The following is a 17,169-nucleotide window of genomic DNA, read 5'->3' as shown; positions in this document are numbered from 1 at the left end:
CATGTCAGGCGTGATTGACGAAGGACCTTGCGTGTGTTACATTTTTATAGAAAAATGCAGGACTAGCGGAAGGTGCCATAAATGCGTAAGAAAGTTACATTGGCTTGCACAGACTGTGGAAGCAGAAACTACACAACGATGAAAAACACGTCAAGCTCCGAAGAGCGTTTAGAATTCAAGAAATTTTGCAAAGCTTGTAACGCACATACGGACCACCGTGAAACAAAGTAGCACTCATCTCATGATTCTTTATTTCTATGACAGGCTTTCTGAATTCTCTTGGAGGTAATGTAAATGCAGCGTATTGTTAATTTTTTCAAAGATGTATCCCGTGAAATGAAAAAGGTCAGCTGGCCAAAAGGCAAAGAACTGACACGCTATACGATTACAGTTATTGCAACTGTCGCTTTTGCTGTTGTCTTTTTCGCCATTATTGATTTGGGAATTTCATCGTTAATTCGTCTAGTGTCTTAAGAAATAAAACAGGGATCTTCAATTTCGTTTTATTTTTTGAATAATAGATATAAAATCGTGCTATAATAGAGAATATTATATTTCCCCAAAAACCCGTTCGACGGGTTTTTTCATTGTCTTCAAAAGAGTCAGCCAAAGAAATAAGAACAGCAGAATCAAAATATAAGATTCAAAAAGCAGGGAGGGAATGGACAAATCGTCCTATAAAAGATGGAGAAAAATTGGTATGTAGTCCACACTTATTCCGGTTATGAGAATAAGGTAAAGGCGAATCTTGAAAAGCGTGTAGAATCAATGGGCATGCAAGATAAAATCTTCCGTGTAATCGTTCCGGAAGAGGAAGAAACAGATTATAAAAACGGCAAAAAGAAAGTAACAAAGAAAAAGGTATTCCCCGGTTATGTCCTAGTAGAAATCGTCATGACAGATGATTCATGGTACGTAGTCCGGAATACACCTGGTGTAACAGGATTTGTCGGTTCAGCTGGATCAGGGTCAAAGCCAACAGCGCTCCTTCCGGAAGAAGTTGTAACGATCCTTAAGCATATGGGAATGGAAGAAAAGAGAGTTGAACTTGATTTCGACTTGAAAGAGACTGTAAAAGTAATAGACGGACCTTTTGCTAACTTTACCGGCTCAATTGAAGAGATTGATAAAGATAAGAGCAAAGTGAAGGTGCTTGTGAATATGTTCGGCCGCGAAACACCGGTTGAGCTGGAATTTTCTCAAGTTGATAAATTATAAGAAAAAACTTGAATTCACAAAAGAAAAGTGATAATATTTCATAAGTCAGTATGTCTCGCTATGCGGGACATAAAACTTGATTAATTTCTATCATTCATATAAAGAATGAACGACATGAGTGGGAGGGTATTACCCTATTACCACATCACGGACTTAAGGAGGTGTGTCTCGTGGCTAAAAAAGTAATTAAAATGGTTAAATTGCAAATTCCTGCTGGGAAAGCAAATCCAGCGCCGCCGGTTGGTCCTGCATTAGGTCAAGCTGGTGTTAATATCATGGGATTCTGTAAGGAGTTTAACGCTCGTACAGCTGATCAGGCTGGACTTATCATTCCTGTTGAAATTACGGTATTTGAAGACCGTTCATTTACATTTATTACAAAAACTCCGCCTGCTGCAGTATTGCTTAAGAAAGCAGCTGGTATCGAGTCTGGTTCAGGTGAACCTAACCGTAATAAAGTAGCAACAGTTAAGCGTGATAAAGTACGTGAAATCGCTGAAACAAAAATGCCTGACTTAAATGCAGCTAATGTTGAATCAGCTATGCGTATGGTTGAAGGTACTGCGCGCAGCATGGGTATCGTCATCGAAGACTAATTGTTGTTTTTGTTTTAGGGGTTGCGAGTTTGCTTTTAACAAGTTCGCAACCTTTATTCGTGGGAGGTTATTCCGCTAAAACCACTAAGGAGGAAATTTAAAATGGCTAAAAGAGGTAAAAAGTACGTAGAAGCTGCTAAATTAGTAGACCGTACTCAAGCTTACGGAGTTCAAGAAGCAATTGAACTTGTAAAGAAAACAAAACACAGCTAAATTTGATGCAACAGTTGAAGTTGCATTCCGTTTAGGCGTTGATCCACGTAAAAACGATCAGCAAATCCGCGGAGCAGTTGTTCTTCCAAACGGAACAGGTAAAACTCAACGCGTTTTAGTATTTGCTAAAGGTGAAAAAGCGAAGGAAGCAGAAGCTGCTGGAGCTGATTTCGTAGGCGATGCTGACTACATCAACAAAATTCAGCAAGGATGGTTTGACTTCGATGTAATCGTAGCTACTCCTGACATGATGGGTGAAGTTGGTAAGCTTGGCCGCGTACTTGGACCAAAAGGCTTAATGCCAAACCCTAAAACTGGCACTGTTTCATTTGACGTTGAAAAAGCAGTTAAAGAAATCAAAGCTGGTAAAGTTGAATACCGTGTTGACAAAGCTGGTAACATCCACGTGCCAATCGGTAAAGTATCTTTCGAAGACAGCAAGCTAGTTGAAAACTTCACTACAATCTTCGAAACTTTATTAAAAGCTAAACCTGCTGCTGCAAAAGGCACATACATGAAGAACGTAGCTGTTGCTTCTACTATGGGACCTGGCGTTAAAGTTGATTCATCAAGTTTCGGCGTTAAATAATAGTTGACATAAGGCTCAACTTTATATATAATCAAAAATGTTGTTTAACAAATTAACTTCATTTATACCGTAGACAGTAGGTGCTTGCAAAAGCTTAATTTCCTGCCGAGGTGTATATATGTGAACTAGAATTATTAGATCGCTTGTATATATACTGCCTCCATGTCTAACGTGGAGGCATTTCTTGTTTTAAGAGAAAACACCGATCGGTATAAGTGTGGGACTTTGATTCTTACAGGAGGTGTATCAATGAGCAGCGCTATCGAAACAAAAAAATCCATCGTAGATGACATTACTGCTAAATTTCGCGACAGCAAAACAACAATCGTTGTTGACTACCGCGGTTTAACAGTAGCAGAAGTTACTGAACTTCGTAAAACTCTTCGTGAAGCTGGCATCGAGTTCAAAGTTTACAAAAACACAATGACTCGCCGTGCAGTTGAAAATGTTGAACTTACTGGTCTTAATGACGCCCTAACAGGTCCTAATGCGATCGCATTCAGTAATGACGACGTAGTTGCTCCAGCTAAGATTCTTAACGACTTCGCTAAAAAGCATGAAGCGTTAGAAATCAAAGCAGGTGTAATCGAAGGAAACATCGCAACTGTAGAACAAATTCAAGCTCTTGCTGATCTTCCGTCACGTGAAGGCTTACTTTCTATGTTGCTTAGCGTTCTTCAAGCTCCAATCCGCAATCTTGCACTTGCTACTAAAGCAGTTGCAGAACAAAAAGAAGAGCAAGGCGCTTAATCTGTTTGACCCGTACCAAAACAAAAAACTAAAAGGTTTATAAGGAGGAAATATACAATGACTAAAGAACAAATCATTGAAGCAGTTAAAGAAATGACTGTTTTAGAATTAAACGACTTAGTTAAAGCAATCGAAGAAGAATTTGGCGTAACTGCAGCTGCTCCTGTAGCAATGGCTGGTGGCGCTGCTGGTGGCGAAGCTGCTGCTGAGCAAACTGAATTTGATGTAGTACTTGCTGCTGCAGGCGCTCAAAAAATTAAAGTAATCAAAGTGGTTCGTGAAATCACTGGTCTTGGCTTGAAAGAAGCTAAAGAACTAGTTGACAACACACCTAAAGCTGTTAAAGAAGGAATCACTAAAGAAGAAGCTGAAGAAGTTAAAGGCAAACTTGAAGAAGTTGGCGCTTCTGTAGAAGTTAAGTAATTCCAAAAAGACAAAGCTCGCTTAATTCATATAGCGAGCTTTTTTTTCACGTTTGACATAAAATTGATTTTTTGCAGATACTAGGTATGAAAAATACCATGATTTGCTATACTCCTTTAACATGGAGGGAAAAAGATGACAAATCATTATTATTCACAACAGCCAGAGGCTGAGAGTAACCGTAAATCATGGACGTTTACTTTAAGGGGGAATTCCTTTCATTTTCAAAGTGATCGCGGCGTTTTTTCAAAAAATGAAGTCGACTTTGGTTCAAGACTGCTGATTGAAACATTTACAATACCTGATCAAAAAGGCGACTTGTTAGACGTTGGCTGCGGATACGGACCAATCGGAATATCGCTTGCTAAAGAATTCAAGGATCTCACAGTTGATATGATCGATGTTAATGAGAGAGCGGTAGAACTTGCGAAAGTAAATGCAGAAGCAAACGGTGTGAAAAATGTCCGTATTATCGCAAGCAATCTTTTTGAAAATGTTGATCCTTCGAAAAAGTATGCGGCTGTCTTAACCAATCCACCTATCCGTGCAGGAAAAAAGGTTGTTCACGAGATTTTCGAAAAAAGCTTTGAATCTCTTTTGCCGGGTGGAGAATTATGGGTTGTCATTCAGAAAAAGCAAGGAGCCCCTTCGGCTATTGCCAAATTGGATGAGATGTTTAAAGAGGTTGTTACAGTCAAAAAGGATAAAGGCTACTTTATTATCAGAGCAGAAAAAGATTGACTCGTATTTTTCGCTATGTTAATATTATAAAATGCCAATATATATATTCCATAAGTCTCTATTTTTTGAGGTAAATGTATAAATATAGGACAGATGGAAAAACTTATAAAATCAATAGTACGTTTTACAAAAGTGGTTTTCTAATTTATAGAGACCTTTTTATTTTTGTTTTCTCCTTGTATGTGTATTGGTGGTTAATAGATTGATTTACGAGTACATATTACAAGTTATATTACGCTTGATTTGAGGGGTGAAGCAGTTGACAGGTCAACTAGTTCAGTATGGACGACACCGCCAACGCAGAAGTTATGCACGTATTAGTGAAGTGTTAGAATTACCAAATCTTATTGAGATTCAAACCTCTTCCTATCAGTGGTTTCTTGATGAGGGTCTTAGAGAAATGTTCCAGGACATATCTCCTATCGAAGACTTCACTGGTAACCTCTCGCTAGAATTTATTGATTATAGTTTAGGTGATCCTAAATATTCAGTAGAGGAATCTAAAGAGCGCGATGTTACCTATTCTGCACCGCTTCGTGTGAAGGTGCGTTTAATTAACAAGGAAACTGGTGAAGTAAAAGATCAGGATGTTTTCATGGGTGATTTCCCATTGATGACTGAAACAGGTACATTTGTGATTAACGGTGCTGAACGTGTTATCGTATCACAGCTCGTACGTTCACCAAGTGTTTATTACAGCGGAAAAGTCGATAAAAATGGTAAAAAAGGCTTTACTGCAACTGTCATTCCAAACCGTGGCGCTTGGTTAGAGTACGAAACAGATGCTAAAGATGTTGCATATGTGCGTATTGATCGCACTCGGAAATTGCCGGTAACGGTTCTTTTGCGCGCACTAGGGTTTGGCTCTGATCAAGAAATCACCGATCTTTTCGGTGAAAATGAATACCTTCGCAACACACTTGATAAGGACAATACAGAAAGCACAGAAAAAGCTCTTCTTGAAATCTATGAGCGTCTGCGCCCCTGGTGAGCCTCCAACAGTGGATAATGCGAAAAGCTTGCTGGATTCAAGATTCTTTGATCCAAAACGCTACGATCTTGCAAGTGTAGGACGCTACAAGATCAATAAAAAGCTTCATATTAAAAATCGCCTTTTCAACCAGCGTCTTGCTGAAACATTAGTAGACCCTGAAACTGGCGAAATTATTGCAGAAAAAGATACTTTAATTGATAGACGCACACTTGACCGAATCATTCCTAATTTAGAGAGTGGAGTAGGCTTCAGAAAAATCTCGCCATCAGGCGGTGTAGTTGAAGAAGATGTGACGCTTCAATCAATTAAAATCTATGCTCCTATCGATTCAGAAGGTGAAAAAGTCATTAACGTAATCAGCAACGCTTATGTTGAAGAGAACGTTAAAAATATTACGCCTGCTGACATCCTGTCTTCAATTAGTTATTTCTTTAACTTGCTTCATGGAGTAGGAGACACAGATGATATTGACCATTTAGGTAACCGTCGTCTGCGTTCTGTAGGGGAGCTTCTTCAAAATCAATTCAGAATTGGTCTTTCACGTATGGAGCGTGTTGTACGCGAGAGAATGTCCATTCAAGATACAAATACAATTACACCTCAGCAGCTGATTAACATTCGTCCTGTAATTGCGTCAATTAAAGAGTTCTTCGGTAGCTCTCAGTTATCGCAGTTCATGGATCAGACGAATCCGCTTGCTGAATTAACTCATAAACGCCGTCTATCTGCACTTGGACCTGGTGGTTTAACACGTGAACGTGCTGGATTTGAAGTGCGTGACGTCCATTACTCTCACTATGGCCGCATGTGTCCGATCGAAACGCCGGAGGGACCAAACATCGGTTTGATCAACTCTCTGTCTTCATATGCTAAAGTCAATCGCTTTGGTTTCATTGAAACGCCGTATCGCCGCGTAGATCCTGAAACAGGGAAAGTAACTTCCCGAATCGATTACTTAACAGCAGACGAAGAGGATAATTATGTAGTTGCCCAAGCAAACGCTCGTTTAGCAGATGATGGTTCATTCCTTGATGAGGATATCGTTTCCCGTTTCCGCGGTGAGAACACAGTTATGTCCCGTGACAGAATGGATTACATGGATGTATCTCCTAAACAAGTAGTTTCTGCAGCGACAGCATGTATCCCGTTCTTAGAAAATGATGACTCCAACCGTGCCCTTATGGGAGCGAACATGCAGCGACAAGCAGTACCTCTTATGAACCCTGAGTCTCCGATTGTCGGAACAGGCATGGAGTATGTATCAGGCAAAGACTCTGGTGCTGCAGTAATCTGTAAGTTCCCTGGAGTTGTTGAAAAAGTAGAGGCTAAAAACATCTGGGTACGACGCTACGAAGATGTGGATGGCGTGAAAACAAAAGGCAACTTAGATAAGTACAGCCTTCTTAAATTCATTCGTTCTAACCAAGGTACCTGCTACAACCAGCGCCCAATTGTAAGTGTCGGCGATGAAGTTGTTAAAGGTGAAATCCTTGCAGATGGACCTTCTATGGAAAAAGGCGAATTGGCACTTGGACGCAACGTTATGGTTGCATTCATGACATGGGATGGCTACAACTACGAGGATGCCATTATCATGAGTCAGCGTCTTGTAAAAGATGATGTTTATACTTCTATTCATATCGAAGAATATGAATCAGAATCACGTGATACAAAGCTTGGACCTGAAGAAATCACACGCGATATCCCGAATGTCGGAGAAGATGCGCTTCGCAACTTAGACGACCGCGGTATTATCCGTGTCGGTGCAGAAGTAAAAGACGGAGATCTGCTTGTTGGTAAGGTTACGCCAAAAGGGGTAACGGAACTGACTGCTGAAGAACGTCTGCTTCATGCGATCTTTGGTGAAAAAGCAAGGGAAGTCCGTGATACTTCACTTCGTGTTCCTCACGGAGGCGGCGGTATCGTTCTTGATGTTAAAGTGTTCAACCGTGAAGACGGAGATGAACTGCCACCTGGAGTTAACCAGTTAGTCCGTGCATACATCGTTCAGAAGCGTAAAATTTCTGAAGGGGATAAAATGGCCGGACGTCACGGAAACAAAGGTGTTATCTCAAGAATTCTTCCTGAAGAAGATATGCCGTATCTTCCAGACGGCACACCGGTGGATATCATGTTAAATCCGCTCGGCGTTCCATCTCGTATGAACATCGGTCAGGTGCTTGAACTGCATCTTGGAATGGCAGCGCGCAAGCTTGGTTTACACGTTGCATCTCCAGTATTTGATGGTGCCCGCGAGGAAGATGTTTGGTCAACTCTTGAAGAAGCTGGCATGGCACGCGATGCTAAAACAGTTCTTTATGACGGCCGTTCAGGTGAACCGTTTGATAACCGTGTATCAGTAGGTATCATGTACATGATTAAACTTGCCCACATGGTTGATGATAAATTGCATGCTCGTTCAACAGGTCCTTACTCACTTGTTACGCAGCAGCCTCTTGGCGGTAAAGCCCAGTTTGGCGGACAGCGTTTCGGAGAAATGGAAGTATGGGCACTTGAAGCTTATGGCGCAGCTTATACTCTTCAAGAAATTCTCACAGTTAAGTCGGATGATGTAGTTGGTCGTGTGAAAACATACGAAGCAATCGTCAAAGGCGAAAATGTTCCGGAGCCTGGGGTTCCAGAATCATTCAAAGTATTAATAAAAGAGCTTCAAAGCTTAGGTATGGATGTCAAGATTCTCTCAAGCGACGAAAAAGAAATCGAAATGAGAGACTTAGAAGATGATGAAGAAGGACAGCAATCAGAAGGTTTATCCTTGAATGATCAGCCGGATGATCTTTCATCAGCAGCCATGGAAAAAGAAAAAGACGCAGTTACTAAAGAATAGTAAGCAATAAGGGTAAAACCTGAAGACGAAAAGGGAGGTAGGCCCCTTGCTAGATGTAAATAACTTTGAGTATATGAACATCGGTCTCGCTTCACCTGATAAAATTCGCTCGTGGTCATTCGGTGAAGTTAAGAAACCAGAAACGATTAACTATCGTACATTAAAACCAGAAAAAGACGGTTTGTTCTGTGAGCGCATTTTCGGTCCTACAAAGGACTGGGAATGTCATTGCGGAAAATATAAAAGAGTTCGCTACAAAGGTGTAGTCTGTGATCGATGCGGAGTTGAAGTAACTCGTGCAAAGGTTCGCCGTGAGCGTATGGGGCATATTGAACTTGCTGCCCCAGTTTCTCACATTTGGTATTTCAAAGGCATTCCTAGCCGCATGGGCTTAGTCCTTGATATGTCTCCGCGTGCACTAGAAGAAGTGATTTACTTCGCTTCTTACGTGGTTACAGAAACAGGCGACACGCCGCTTGAGAAAAAACAGCTGCTTTCTGAAAAAGAATATAGAGCATACCGTGATAAATACAGCTCAACTTTCCAGGCTGCAATGGGTGCAGAAGCAATTAAAAAGCTTCTCTCTGACATCGACTTGGACAAAGAAGTTGATCAGCTTAAAGAAGAGCTTAAAACATCACAAGGTCAGCGCAGAACCCGTGCAATCAAACGTTTAGAAGTATTAGAAGCGTTCCGCAACTCAGGAAATGAGCCATCATGGATGATCCTTGATGTGCTTCCGGTCATCCCGCCTGAACTTCGTCCAATGGTTCAATTAGACGGAGGCCGCTTTGCGACTTCTGACTTAAATGATTTGTACCGCCGTGTAATCAACCGCAACAACCGTTTAAAACGTCTATTGGATCTTGGTGCGCCTAGCATCATCGTTCAGAACGAAAAACGCATGCTTCAGGAAGCTGTTGATGCATTGATTGACAATGGCCGCCGCGGCCGTCCTGTTACAGGACCGGGTAATCGTCCTCTTAAATCACTTTCACACATGCTGAAAGGAAAACAAGGACGTTTCCGTCAAAACCTTCTTGGTAAACGTGTTGATTACTCAGGCCGTTCCGTTATCGTTGTAGGACCGAACCTGAAAATGTATCAATGCGGATTGCCGAAAGAAATGGCTCTTGAATTATTCAAGCCTTTCGTTATGAAAGAACTAGTTGAAAAAGGCTTAGCACATAACATTAAGAGTGCTAAACGCAAAATAGAGCGTGTATCTCCTGATGTTTGGGATGTATTAGAAGCAGTTATCAGAGAGCATCCAGTTCTGCTTAACCGCGCACCTACACTTCACAGACTGGGAATTCAGGCATTCGAGCCTACGCTTGTAGAAGGCCGTGCAATTCGTCTTCACCCATTAGTATGTACAGCATATAACGCTGACTTTGACGGTGACCAAATGGCGGTTCACGTACCTCTATCTGCTGAAGCTCAAGCAGAAGCACGTATTTTGATGCTTGCAGCTCAAAACATTCTAAATCCTAAAGATGGAAAACCTGTTGTTACCCCTTCTCAAGATATGGTATTAGGCAACTACTACCTGACATTAGAACGCGAAGAAGCTGTCGGCGAAGGAATGATCTTTAAGGATACGAACGAAGCTTTGATCGCATATCAAAACGGTTATGTGCATCTGCATACTCGTATTGCTGTTCAAGCAAGTTCTCTGCCTAATGAATCATTCACTGATGAACAGCGCAAAAAGCTTCTGGTAACAACAGTAGGAAAATTGATCTTTAATGAAATCCTGCCGGCTTCATTCCCTTATATGAATGAACCGACGAAGAGCAACATTGAAGATGAAACACCGGAAAAATTCTTTATTGATGCAAATGTGAATGTGAAAGAATTCATTCAAAGCCAAGAGATCATTCCTCCGTTCAAGAAGGGGATCTTAGGTAAAATCATTGCTGAAATCTTTAAGAAATTCCATATCACTGAAACATCTAAAATGCTTGACCGCATGAAAGATCTTGGATTCAGATATTCGACAAAAGCCGGTATTACAGTTGGCGTATCAGATATCATCGTATTACGTGAAAAACAAGAAATCTTAAAAGAGGGTCAAGCAAAAGTTGATAACGTTCTGAAGCAATTCAAACGTGGTCTTATCACTGAGGAAGAGCGCTATGAACGTGTTATCTCGATTTGGAGTGCGTCTAAAGATGTTATCCAGGGCAAACTGATGGCTTCTCTTGATAAACGCAACCCGATCTTCATGATGAGTGATTCAGGAGCCCGTGGTAACGCATCTAACTTTACGCAGCTTGCCGGAATGCGCGGACTGATGGCCAACCCGGCTGGACGTATTATTGAACTTCCAATCAAATCAAGTTTCCGAGAGGGCTTAACAGTGTTAGAGTACTTTATCTCAACACATGGTGCACGTAAAGGTCTTGCCGATACAGCCCTTAAAACTGCTGACTCAGGTTACTTGACAAGACGTCTCGTTGACGTTGCACAGGATGTAATCATTCGTGATGAAGACTGTGGAACTGACCGCGGCATCTTAACGAAATCAATTAAAGAAGGCACTGAAGTAATCGAGCATTTAGAAGAGCGTTTAATTGGACGTCATGCACGTAAAACAATTAAACATCCGGAGACTGGCGAAGTTATCGTTTCTGAAAATGATCTCATTACAGAAGACCTTGCTATAGCGATTGTTGAAACTGGTATTGAAGAAGTGTGGATCCGTTCTGCATTTACATGTAACACCCGTCATGGTGTATGTAAAAAATGCTACGGACGTAACTTAGCTACAGGTACTGAGGTTGAAGTTGGAGAAGCAGTTGGTATTATCGCTGCTCAATCAATCGGAGAACCAGGAACTCAGCTTACAATGCGTACGTTCCATACAGGCGGTGTTGCCGGAGACGATATCACACAAGGTTTACCTCGTATTCAAGAGCTGTTTGAAGCGAGAAATCCTAAAGGTCAAGCAACGATTTCTGAAATCGATGGTGTGGTAGTTGAGATCAATGAAGTGCGTGACAGACAACAGGAAATCGTCATCAAAGGCGATGTTGAAACACGTTCTTATACAGCTGCTTATAACGCTAGACTTAAAGTGGTTGAAGGCGATAAAATCCTACACGGTCAAGAGCTTACAGAAGGTTCAATTGATCCGAAAGAATTGCTGAAAGTAACAGACATCACATCAGTTCAAGAATATCTGCTTCGTGAAGTTCAAAAAGTATACCGTATGCAAGGGGTAGAAATTGGAGACAAACACGTTGAAGTAATGGTTCGCCAAATGCTTCGCAAAGTAAGAGTAATGGATGCTGGAGATACAGATGTGCTTCCAGGAACATTGCTTGATGTACATCAATTTACGGATGCCAACAAAAAAGTATTGCTTGATGGCAAGCGCCCTGCAACAGGACGTCCGATCCTTCTTGGTATTACAAAAGCTTCACTTGAAACAGACTCATTCTTATCTGCTGCATCATTCCAAGAAACGACTCGTGTCTTGACGGATGCTGCGATCAAAGGTAAACGTGATGAACTGCTAGGCTTAAAAGAAAATGTTATCATCGGAAAGCTAGTCCCTGCCGGTACGGGAATGCAGCGCTACAGACGCGTAAACCCAATTCCGCGCATACAGCCTGAGGATGAAACTGTTACTGTAGATTAACTAACAAAAAAGAGATGGACGTTTCTAGAAAAATGTTTCATTGAACTAGTTGACATCCATCTCTTCCAATGTTAGTATATTCTAGGTGCTTGATTAAAACCTGTTGCTTTGGAGGATATATTCATATGTCTTATGAAAAAGTATCTCAGGCTCATAAAATTATTGTTGGTACAAAGCAAACTGTTAAAGCGCTCAAACAAAATCAGGTAAAGGAACTGGTCGTTGCTGAAGATGCAGATTCAAGACTCATGAAAATGATATTAGAACTTGCAGTCCAGCAAAACGTACCTTTTACAATGGTTGATTCTATGAAGAAGCTTGGTAAAGCTTGTGGAATAGAAGTAGGAGCAGTAACTGTAGCTATTATCAATTAAAGCCGTTTTTGCCAAGGGTTTTAAATCCTCTGCAAAAACTTTGTTTTTGCCCAAATATGAACCACCTGGATGTGTGGGATTAAACTTTTAGAAGGGAGGACACATAACATGCCTACTATTAACCAATTAATACGCAAGGGACGCGTAAGCAAAGTTGAGAAATCAACTTCACCTGCGTTAAACAAAGGCTACAACAGCTTCAAAAAAGAGCAAACTAACACTTCATCTCCACAAAAACGCGGAGTATGTACTCGTGTTGGTACAATGACACCGAAGAAACCGAACTCGGCTCTTCGTAAATATGCTCGTGTTCGTTTAACAAACGGAATTGAGGTAACTGCCTATATTCCTGGTATCGGACACAACCTGCAAGAGCATAGTGTTGTATTAATCCGCGGCGGACGTGTGAAAGATTTACCGGGTGTACGTTACCACATCGTACGCGGTGCATTAGACACTGCTGGTGTTGACAAACGTATGCAAGGCCGCTCTAAATACGGTACAAAACGACCAAAAGCACCAAAAAAATAATGCCTTAAGTATATAAGCTTAAGATTATAGCATGAAGGGAGGAAATAACATGCCACGTAAAGGTCCTGTTACAAAAAGAGACGTATTACCAGATCCACTTTACAACTCAAAGCTTGTTACTCGTCTAATCAATAGAATTATGGTTGACGGTAAGAGAGGTAAAGCACAAACTATTCTTTACACTGCTTTTGACTTAGTTAAAGAGCGTTCAGGTAAAGAAGCAATCGAAGTGTTTGAACAAGCACTTAAAAACATCATGCCAGTTCTTGAGGTAAAAGCTCGTCGTGTTGGTGGTGCAAACTATCAAGTACCTGTTGAAGTTCGCCCTGACCGCCGTACTACTCTTGGTCTTCGCTGGTTAGTAAACTACGCGCGTCTTCGCGGTGAAAAAACGATGGAAGAGCGTTTAGCTAACGAGATTCTTGATGCAGCTAACAACACTGGCTCATCAGTTAAGAAACGTGAAGATACTCACAAAATGGCTGAAGCTAACAAAGCATTTGCTCACTACCGCTGGTAGGATTTAAACCAACCATAAAATATACTAATCCTTATAATAGGAAGGAGAAAAGATCCAAATGGCAAGAGAGTTCTCCTTAGATAAAACTCGTAATATCGGTATCATGGCTCACATCGATGCCGGTAAAACGACGACTACTGAACGTGTATTATTCTACACTGGACGTATCCACAAAATTGGTGAGACACACGAAGGTGCGTCTCAAATGGACTGGATGGAGCAAGAGCAAGAACGTGGTATCACTATCACTTCTGCTGCTACAACTGCTCAGTGGAAAGGTCATCGCGTAAATATCATTGATACACCAGGACACGTAGACTTCACAGTTGAAGTTGAACGTTCATTACGTGTACTTGATGGTGCGGTAGCGGTACTGGATGCACAATCTGGTGTTGAACCTCAAACTGAAACAGTATGGCGTCAAGCAACAACTTACGGAGTACCGCGTGTAGTATTCGTTAACAAAATGGATAAAATCGGTGCGGATTTCTTATACTCTGTAAAAACAATGCATGACCGTCTTGAAGCAAACGCTCATCCTATCCAGCTGCCAATTGGTGCTGAAGATGAGTTTGTAGGTATTATCGATTTAGTAGAGAATGTAGCATACATTTACGAAGATGACCTAGGAACTCGTTCAGAAGCAATGGAAATTCCTGATGAGTATAAAGATCTTGCAGAAGAGTGGCGCGGAAAGCTTGTAGAAGCTGTAGCGGAACTTGATGAAGATCTTATGATGAAATACCTTGAGGGAGAAGAGCTTACAATTGATGAATTGAAAGCCGCTATCCGTAAAGGTACTGTAAATGTAGAGTTCTACCCAGTTATCTGTGGCTCTGCATTTAAAAACAAAGGTGTTCAGTTAATGCTAGATGCTGTTCTAGACTACCTGCCATCACCTTTGGATGTACCAGCAATTAAAGGTACATTACCTGACAGTGAGGATGAAGTAATTCGTGAATCTAGTGATGAAGGTCCATTCTCAGCACTTGCATTTAAAGTTATGACTGATCCTTACGTTGGTAAATTAACATTCTTCCGTGTGTATTCAGGTGTTCTTAACTCTGGATCATACGTGCAGAACTCTACGAAAGGAAAGCGTGAACGCGTAGGTCGTATCCTGCAAATGCATGCTAACTCTCGTGAGGAAATTTCAACAGTATATGCTGGAGATATCGCTGCTGCAGTAGGTCTTAAAGATACTACTACTGGTGACACTCTATGTGATGAAAAGAACCTTGTTATCTTGGAATCAATGAATTTCCCAGAGCCTGTTATCTCACTTTCTGTTGAACCAAAATCTAAAGCTGACCAAGACAAAATGTCTACAGCTTTAACAAAGCTTTCTGAAGAAGATCCAACTTTCAAAGCTCACACTGACACTGAAACGGGTCAAACGATCATCTCTGGTATGGGTGAACTTCACCTTGACATCATTGTTGACCGTATGAGACGTGAATTTAAAGTTGAAGCTAACGTTGGTGCTCCTCAGGTTGCGTATCGCGAAACTTTCCGTGGCTCTGCTAAAGTTGAAGGTAAATTCGCTCGTCAATCTGGTGGACGCGGTCAGTTCGGACACGTTTGGATCGAATTCGAACCAAACGAAGAAGGAAAAGGCTTTGAGTTCCAAAATAAAGTAGTTGGTGGTACAGTACCACGTGAATACGTGCCTGCTGTTGCAGCTGGTCTGGAAGACTCTATGAAAAATGGTGTCCTAGCTGGTTATCCGCTAATCGATGTAAAAGCAACATTAGTTGATGGATCATACCATGATGTTGACTCTAGTGAAATGGCGTTTAAAATTGCTGCATCTATGGCTCTTAAGAACGCTGTATCTAAGTGTAGCCCTGTTATCCTTGAGCCTGTTATGAAGGTTGAAGTAGTAATCCCTGATGAATACATGGGAGATATCATGGGTGACATCACATCTCGTCGCGGACGAGTTGAAGGTATGGAAGCTCGCGGAAATGCTCAAGTTGTTCGTTCAATGGTACCACTTTCTGAAATGTTTGGTTATGCAACTGCGTTGCGCTCAAACACACAAGGACGCGGAACATTCTCGATGCATTTTGATCATTACGAAGAAGTTCCAAAATCAATTTCTGAAGAAATTATCAAAAAAAATAAAGGTGAGTAATTGATTTTCACCAATTATTGAAGTATAACTACTTATGTATGAATAGAAAGTGACTTGTCTCACTTTCTGTAATCTATATAACTAATTATGACTCTAAGGAGGAATTTAGAATGGGTAAAGAAAAATTCGACCGTTCAAAAACGCATGCCAATATCGGTACAATTGGACACGTTGACCACGGTAAAACAACTTTAACAGCAGCAATTACAACTGTACTTGCTAAACGTAGCGGTAAAGGTGCTGCAATGGCATATGACATGATCGATGCTGCTCCTGAAGAGCGCGAGCGCGGAATCACAATCTCAACTGCACACGTTGAGTATGAAACTGAAACTCGTCACTATGCACACGTTGACTGCCCAGGACATGCTGACTATGTTAAAAACATGATCACTGGTGCTGCACAAATGGACGGCGGAATCCTAGTTGTTTCTGCTTCTGACGGCCCAATGCCACAAACTCGTGAGCATATCCTTCTTTCTCGTCAAGTAGGTGTTCCTTACCTTGTTGTATTCATGAACAAATGTGACATGGTTGACGACGAAGAGTTACTTGAATTAGTTGAAATGGAAGTTCGTGACCTTCTTTCTGAATACGACTTCCCTGGCGATGACATTCCAGTAATCAAAGGTTCTGCTTTAAAAGCTCTTGAAGGTGACGCAGCTTGGGAAGAAAAAATCGTTGAACTTATGAACGCAGTTGACGAGTACATCCCAACTCCAGCTCGTGACACTGAAAAGCCTTTCATGATGCCAGTTGAGGATGTATTCTCAATCACTGGTCGTGGAACAGTTGCTACAGGACGTGTAGAGCGCGGCGTAGTTAAAGTTGGAGATGTTATCGACATCATCGGCTTCACTGAAGAGCCAAAATCTACAACTGTAACAGGTGTTGAAATGTTCCGTAAGCTTCTTGACTATGCAGAAGCTGGCGACAACATCGGCGCACTTCTTCGTGGGGTTTCTCGTGAAGACATCCAACGTGGACAAGTTCTTGCTAAGCCAAAAACAATCACTCCACACACTAAATTTAAATCAGAAGTTTACGTTCTTTCAAAAGAAGAGGGTGGACGTCACACTCCATTCTTCTCTAACTACCGCCCACAGTTCTACTTCCGTACTACGGACGTAACTGGTATCATTCAACTTCCAGAAGGCGTTGAAATGGTTATGCCTGGCGACAACATCGAAATGACTGTTGAACTTATCGCTCCAATCGCGATTGAAGAAGGTACTAAATTCTCAATCCGTGAAGGCGGACGTACAGTAGGCGCTGGTGTCGTAGCTACGATCACTGAGTAATTCTACTTTTAAAAAAGCTGAGCATTATGCTTAGCTTTTTTTTATTGCGAAAAATCTCTTCTATATAATATTAAAATCTGTATCGAAGAATTATTTTTAAAAAATTTTTCCAGCTGCTGATCTTCTTGATTATATGAATTGAAGTATGTATAATAGAAAAAGTGTGCTAGAAAAGGAAATTTTAAATTTCTTCTTGCATTGGGCACGAAATATATATATAATAGACAATGTTGGTCTTTGACTGCGATGAAGTAGGAGGTTGCCGATACACACGGCCGCTTTGCCATG

General features: G+C 41.3%; 13 protein-coding genes, 2 pseudogenes and 1 other annotated feature. All 15 genes and pseudogenes read left to right on the top strand.

The features are described 5' to 3' along the window. Positions 1-81: 81 nt before the first annotated feature. The gene (gene rpmG / locus QFZ72_RS01385) at positions 82-231 is read left to right on the top strand and encodes a 50S ribosomal protein L33 (protein ID WP_223438930.1); all 150 of its coding nucleotides are present in this window, start codon (positions 82-84) and stop codon (positions 229-231) included. A 63-nt stretch (positions 232-294) separates the two neighbouring features. Continuing rightward, positions 295-474, top strand: coding sequence for a preprotein translocase subunit SecE (gene secE / locus QFZ72_RS01380; RefSeq protein WP_307428549.1), 180 nt, complete (start codon positions 295-297; stop codon positions 472-474). 210 nt (positions 475-684) lie between these two features. Next, a complete protein-coding gene (nusG, locus tag QFZ72_RS01375) occupies positions 685-1,218 on the top strand; it encodes a transcription termination/antitermination protein NusG (protein ID WP_101569391.1) in 534 nt (177 codons plus the stop codon). 170 nt (positions 1,219-1,388) lie between these two features. Continuing rightward, positions 1,389-1,814, top strand: coding sequence for a 50S ribosomal protein L11 (gene rplK, locus QFZ72_RS01370; RefSeq protein ID WP_029282857.1), 426 nt, complete (start codon positions 1,389-1,391; stop codon positions 1,812-1,814). 102 nt (positions 1,815-1,916) lie between these two features. Beyond that, positions 1,917-2,616, top strand: a pseudogene (gene rplA, locus QFZ72_RS01365) (50S ribosomal protein L1). A 49-nt stretch (positions 2,617-2,665) separates the two neighbouring features. Further along, positions 2,666-2,811: a sequence feature (ribosomal protein L10 leader region), on the top strand. 54 nt (positions 2,812-2,865) lie between these two features. After that, the gene (rplJ, locus tag QFZ72_RS01360) at positions 2,866-3,366 is read left to right on the top strand and encodes a 50S ribosomal protein L10 (RefSeq protein WP_307428543.1); all 501 of its coding nucleotides are present in this window, start codon (positions 2,866-2,868) and stop codon (positions 3,364-3,366) included. A 57-nt stretch (positions 3,367-3,423) separates the two neighbouring features. Next, positions 3,424-3,789 carry a 50S ribosomal protein L7/L12 gene (rplL, locus tag QFZ72_RS01355; protein WP_307428540.1) on the top strand — a complete coding sequence of 122 codons (366 nt, stop codon included), beginning with the start codon at positions 3,424-3,426 and terminating at the stop codon, positions 3,787-3,789. 135 nt (positions 3,790-3,924) lie between these two features. Beyond that, on the top strand, positions 3,925-4,530 hold the full coding sequence (locus QFZ72_RS01350) for a class I SAM-dependent methyltransferase (RefSeq protein ID WP_307428537.1): 606 nt from the start codon (positions 3,925-3,927) through the stop codon (positions 4,528-4,530). A gap of 259 nt (positions 4,531-4,789) precedes the next feature. Beyond that, positions 4,790-8,372: pseudogene (gene rpoB / locus QFZ72_RS01340) on the top strand (DNA-directed RNA polymerase subunit beta). Between the two features lie 46 nt (positions 8,373-8,418). Continuing rightward, on the top strand, positions 8,419-12,018 hold the full coding sequence (gene rpoC, locus QFZ72_RS01335; protein WP_307428528.1) for a DNA-directed RNA polymerase subunit beta': 3,600 nt from the start codon (positions 8,419-8,421) through the stop codon (positions 12,016-12,018). 125 nt (positions 12,019-12,143) lie between these two features. After that, a complete protein-coding gene (locus QFZ72_RS01330) occupies positions 12,144-12,392 on the top strand; it encodes a 50S ribosomal protein L7ae-like protein (protein WP_307428526.1) in 249 nt (82 codons plus the stop codon). A 108-nt stretch (positions 12,393-12,500) separates the two neighbouring features. Beyond that, complete coding sequence (gene rpsL / locus QFZ72_RS01325; RefSeq protein WP_307428523.1) at positions 12,501-12,923, top strand: 30S ribosomal protein S12; 423 nt, start codon at positions 12,501-12,503, stop codon at positions 12,921-12,923. Positions 12,924-12,972: 49 nt separating this feature from the next. After that, the gene (gene rpsG, locus QFZ72_RS01320; protein WP_252203084.1) at positions 12,973-13,443 is read left to right on the top strand and encodes a 30S ribosomal protein S7; all 471 of its coding nucleotides are present in this window, start codon (positions 12,973-12,975) and stop codon (positions 13,441-13,443) included. Positions 13,444-13,501: 58 nt separating this feature from the next. Next, complete coding sequence (gene fusA / locus QFZ72_RS01315) at positions 13,502-15,580, top strand: elongation factor G (protein ID WP_307428521.1); 2,079 nt, start codon at positions 13,502-13,504, stop codon at positions 15,578-15,580. Positions 15,581-15,690: 110 nt separating this feature from the next. Then, on the top strand, positions 15,691-16,881 hold the full coding sequence (gene tuf / locus QFZ72_RS01310; protein WP_223438939.1) for an elongation factor Tu: 1,191 nt from the start codon (positions 15,691-15,693) through the stop codon (positions 16,879-16,881). Positions 16,882-17,169: the final 288 nt, after the last annotated feature.

This window comes from Bacillus sp. V2I10, from assembly GCF_030817055.1.
Classification (GTDB): Bacteria; Bacillota; Bacilli; order Bacillales; family Bacillaceae; genus Bacillus_P.
The sequence above is the reverse complement of the archived record's forward strand: the minus strand, read 5'-3'. Positions and strand labels throughout refer to the sequence as shown.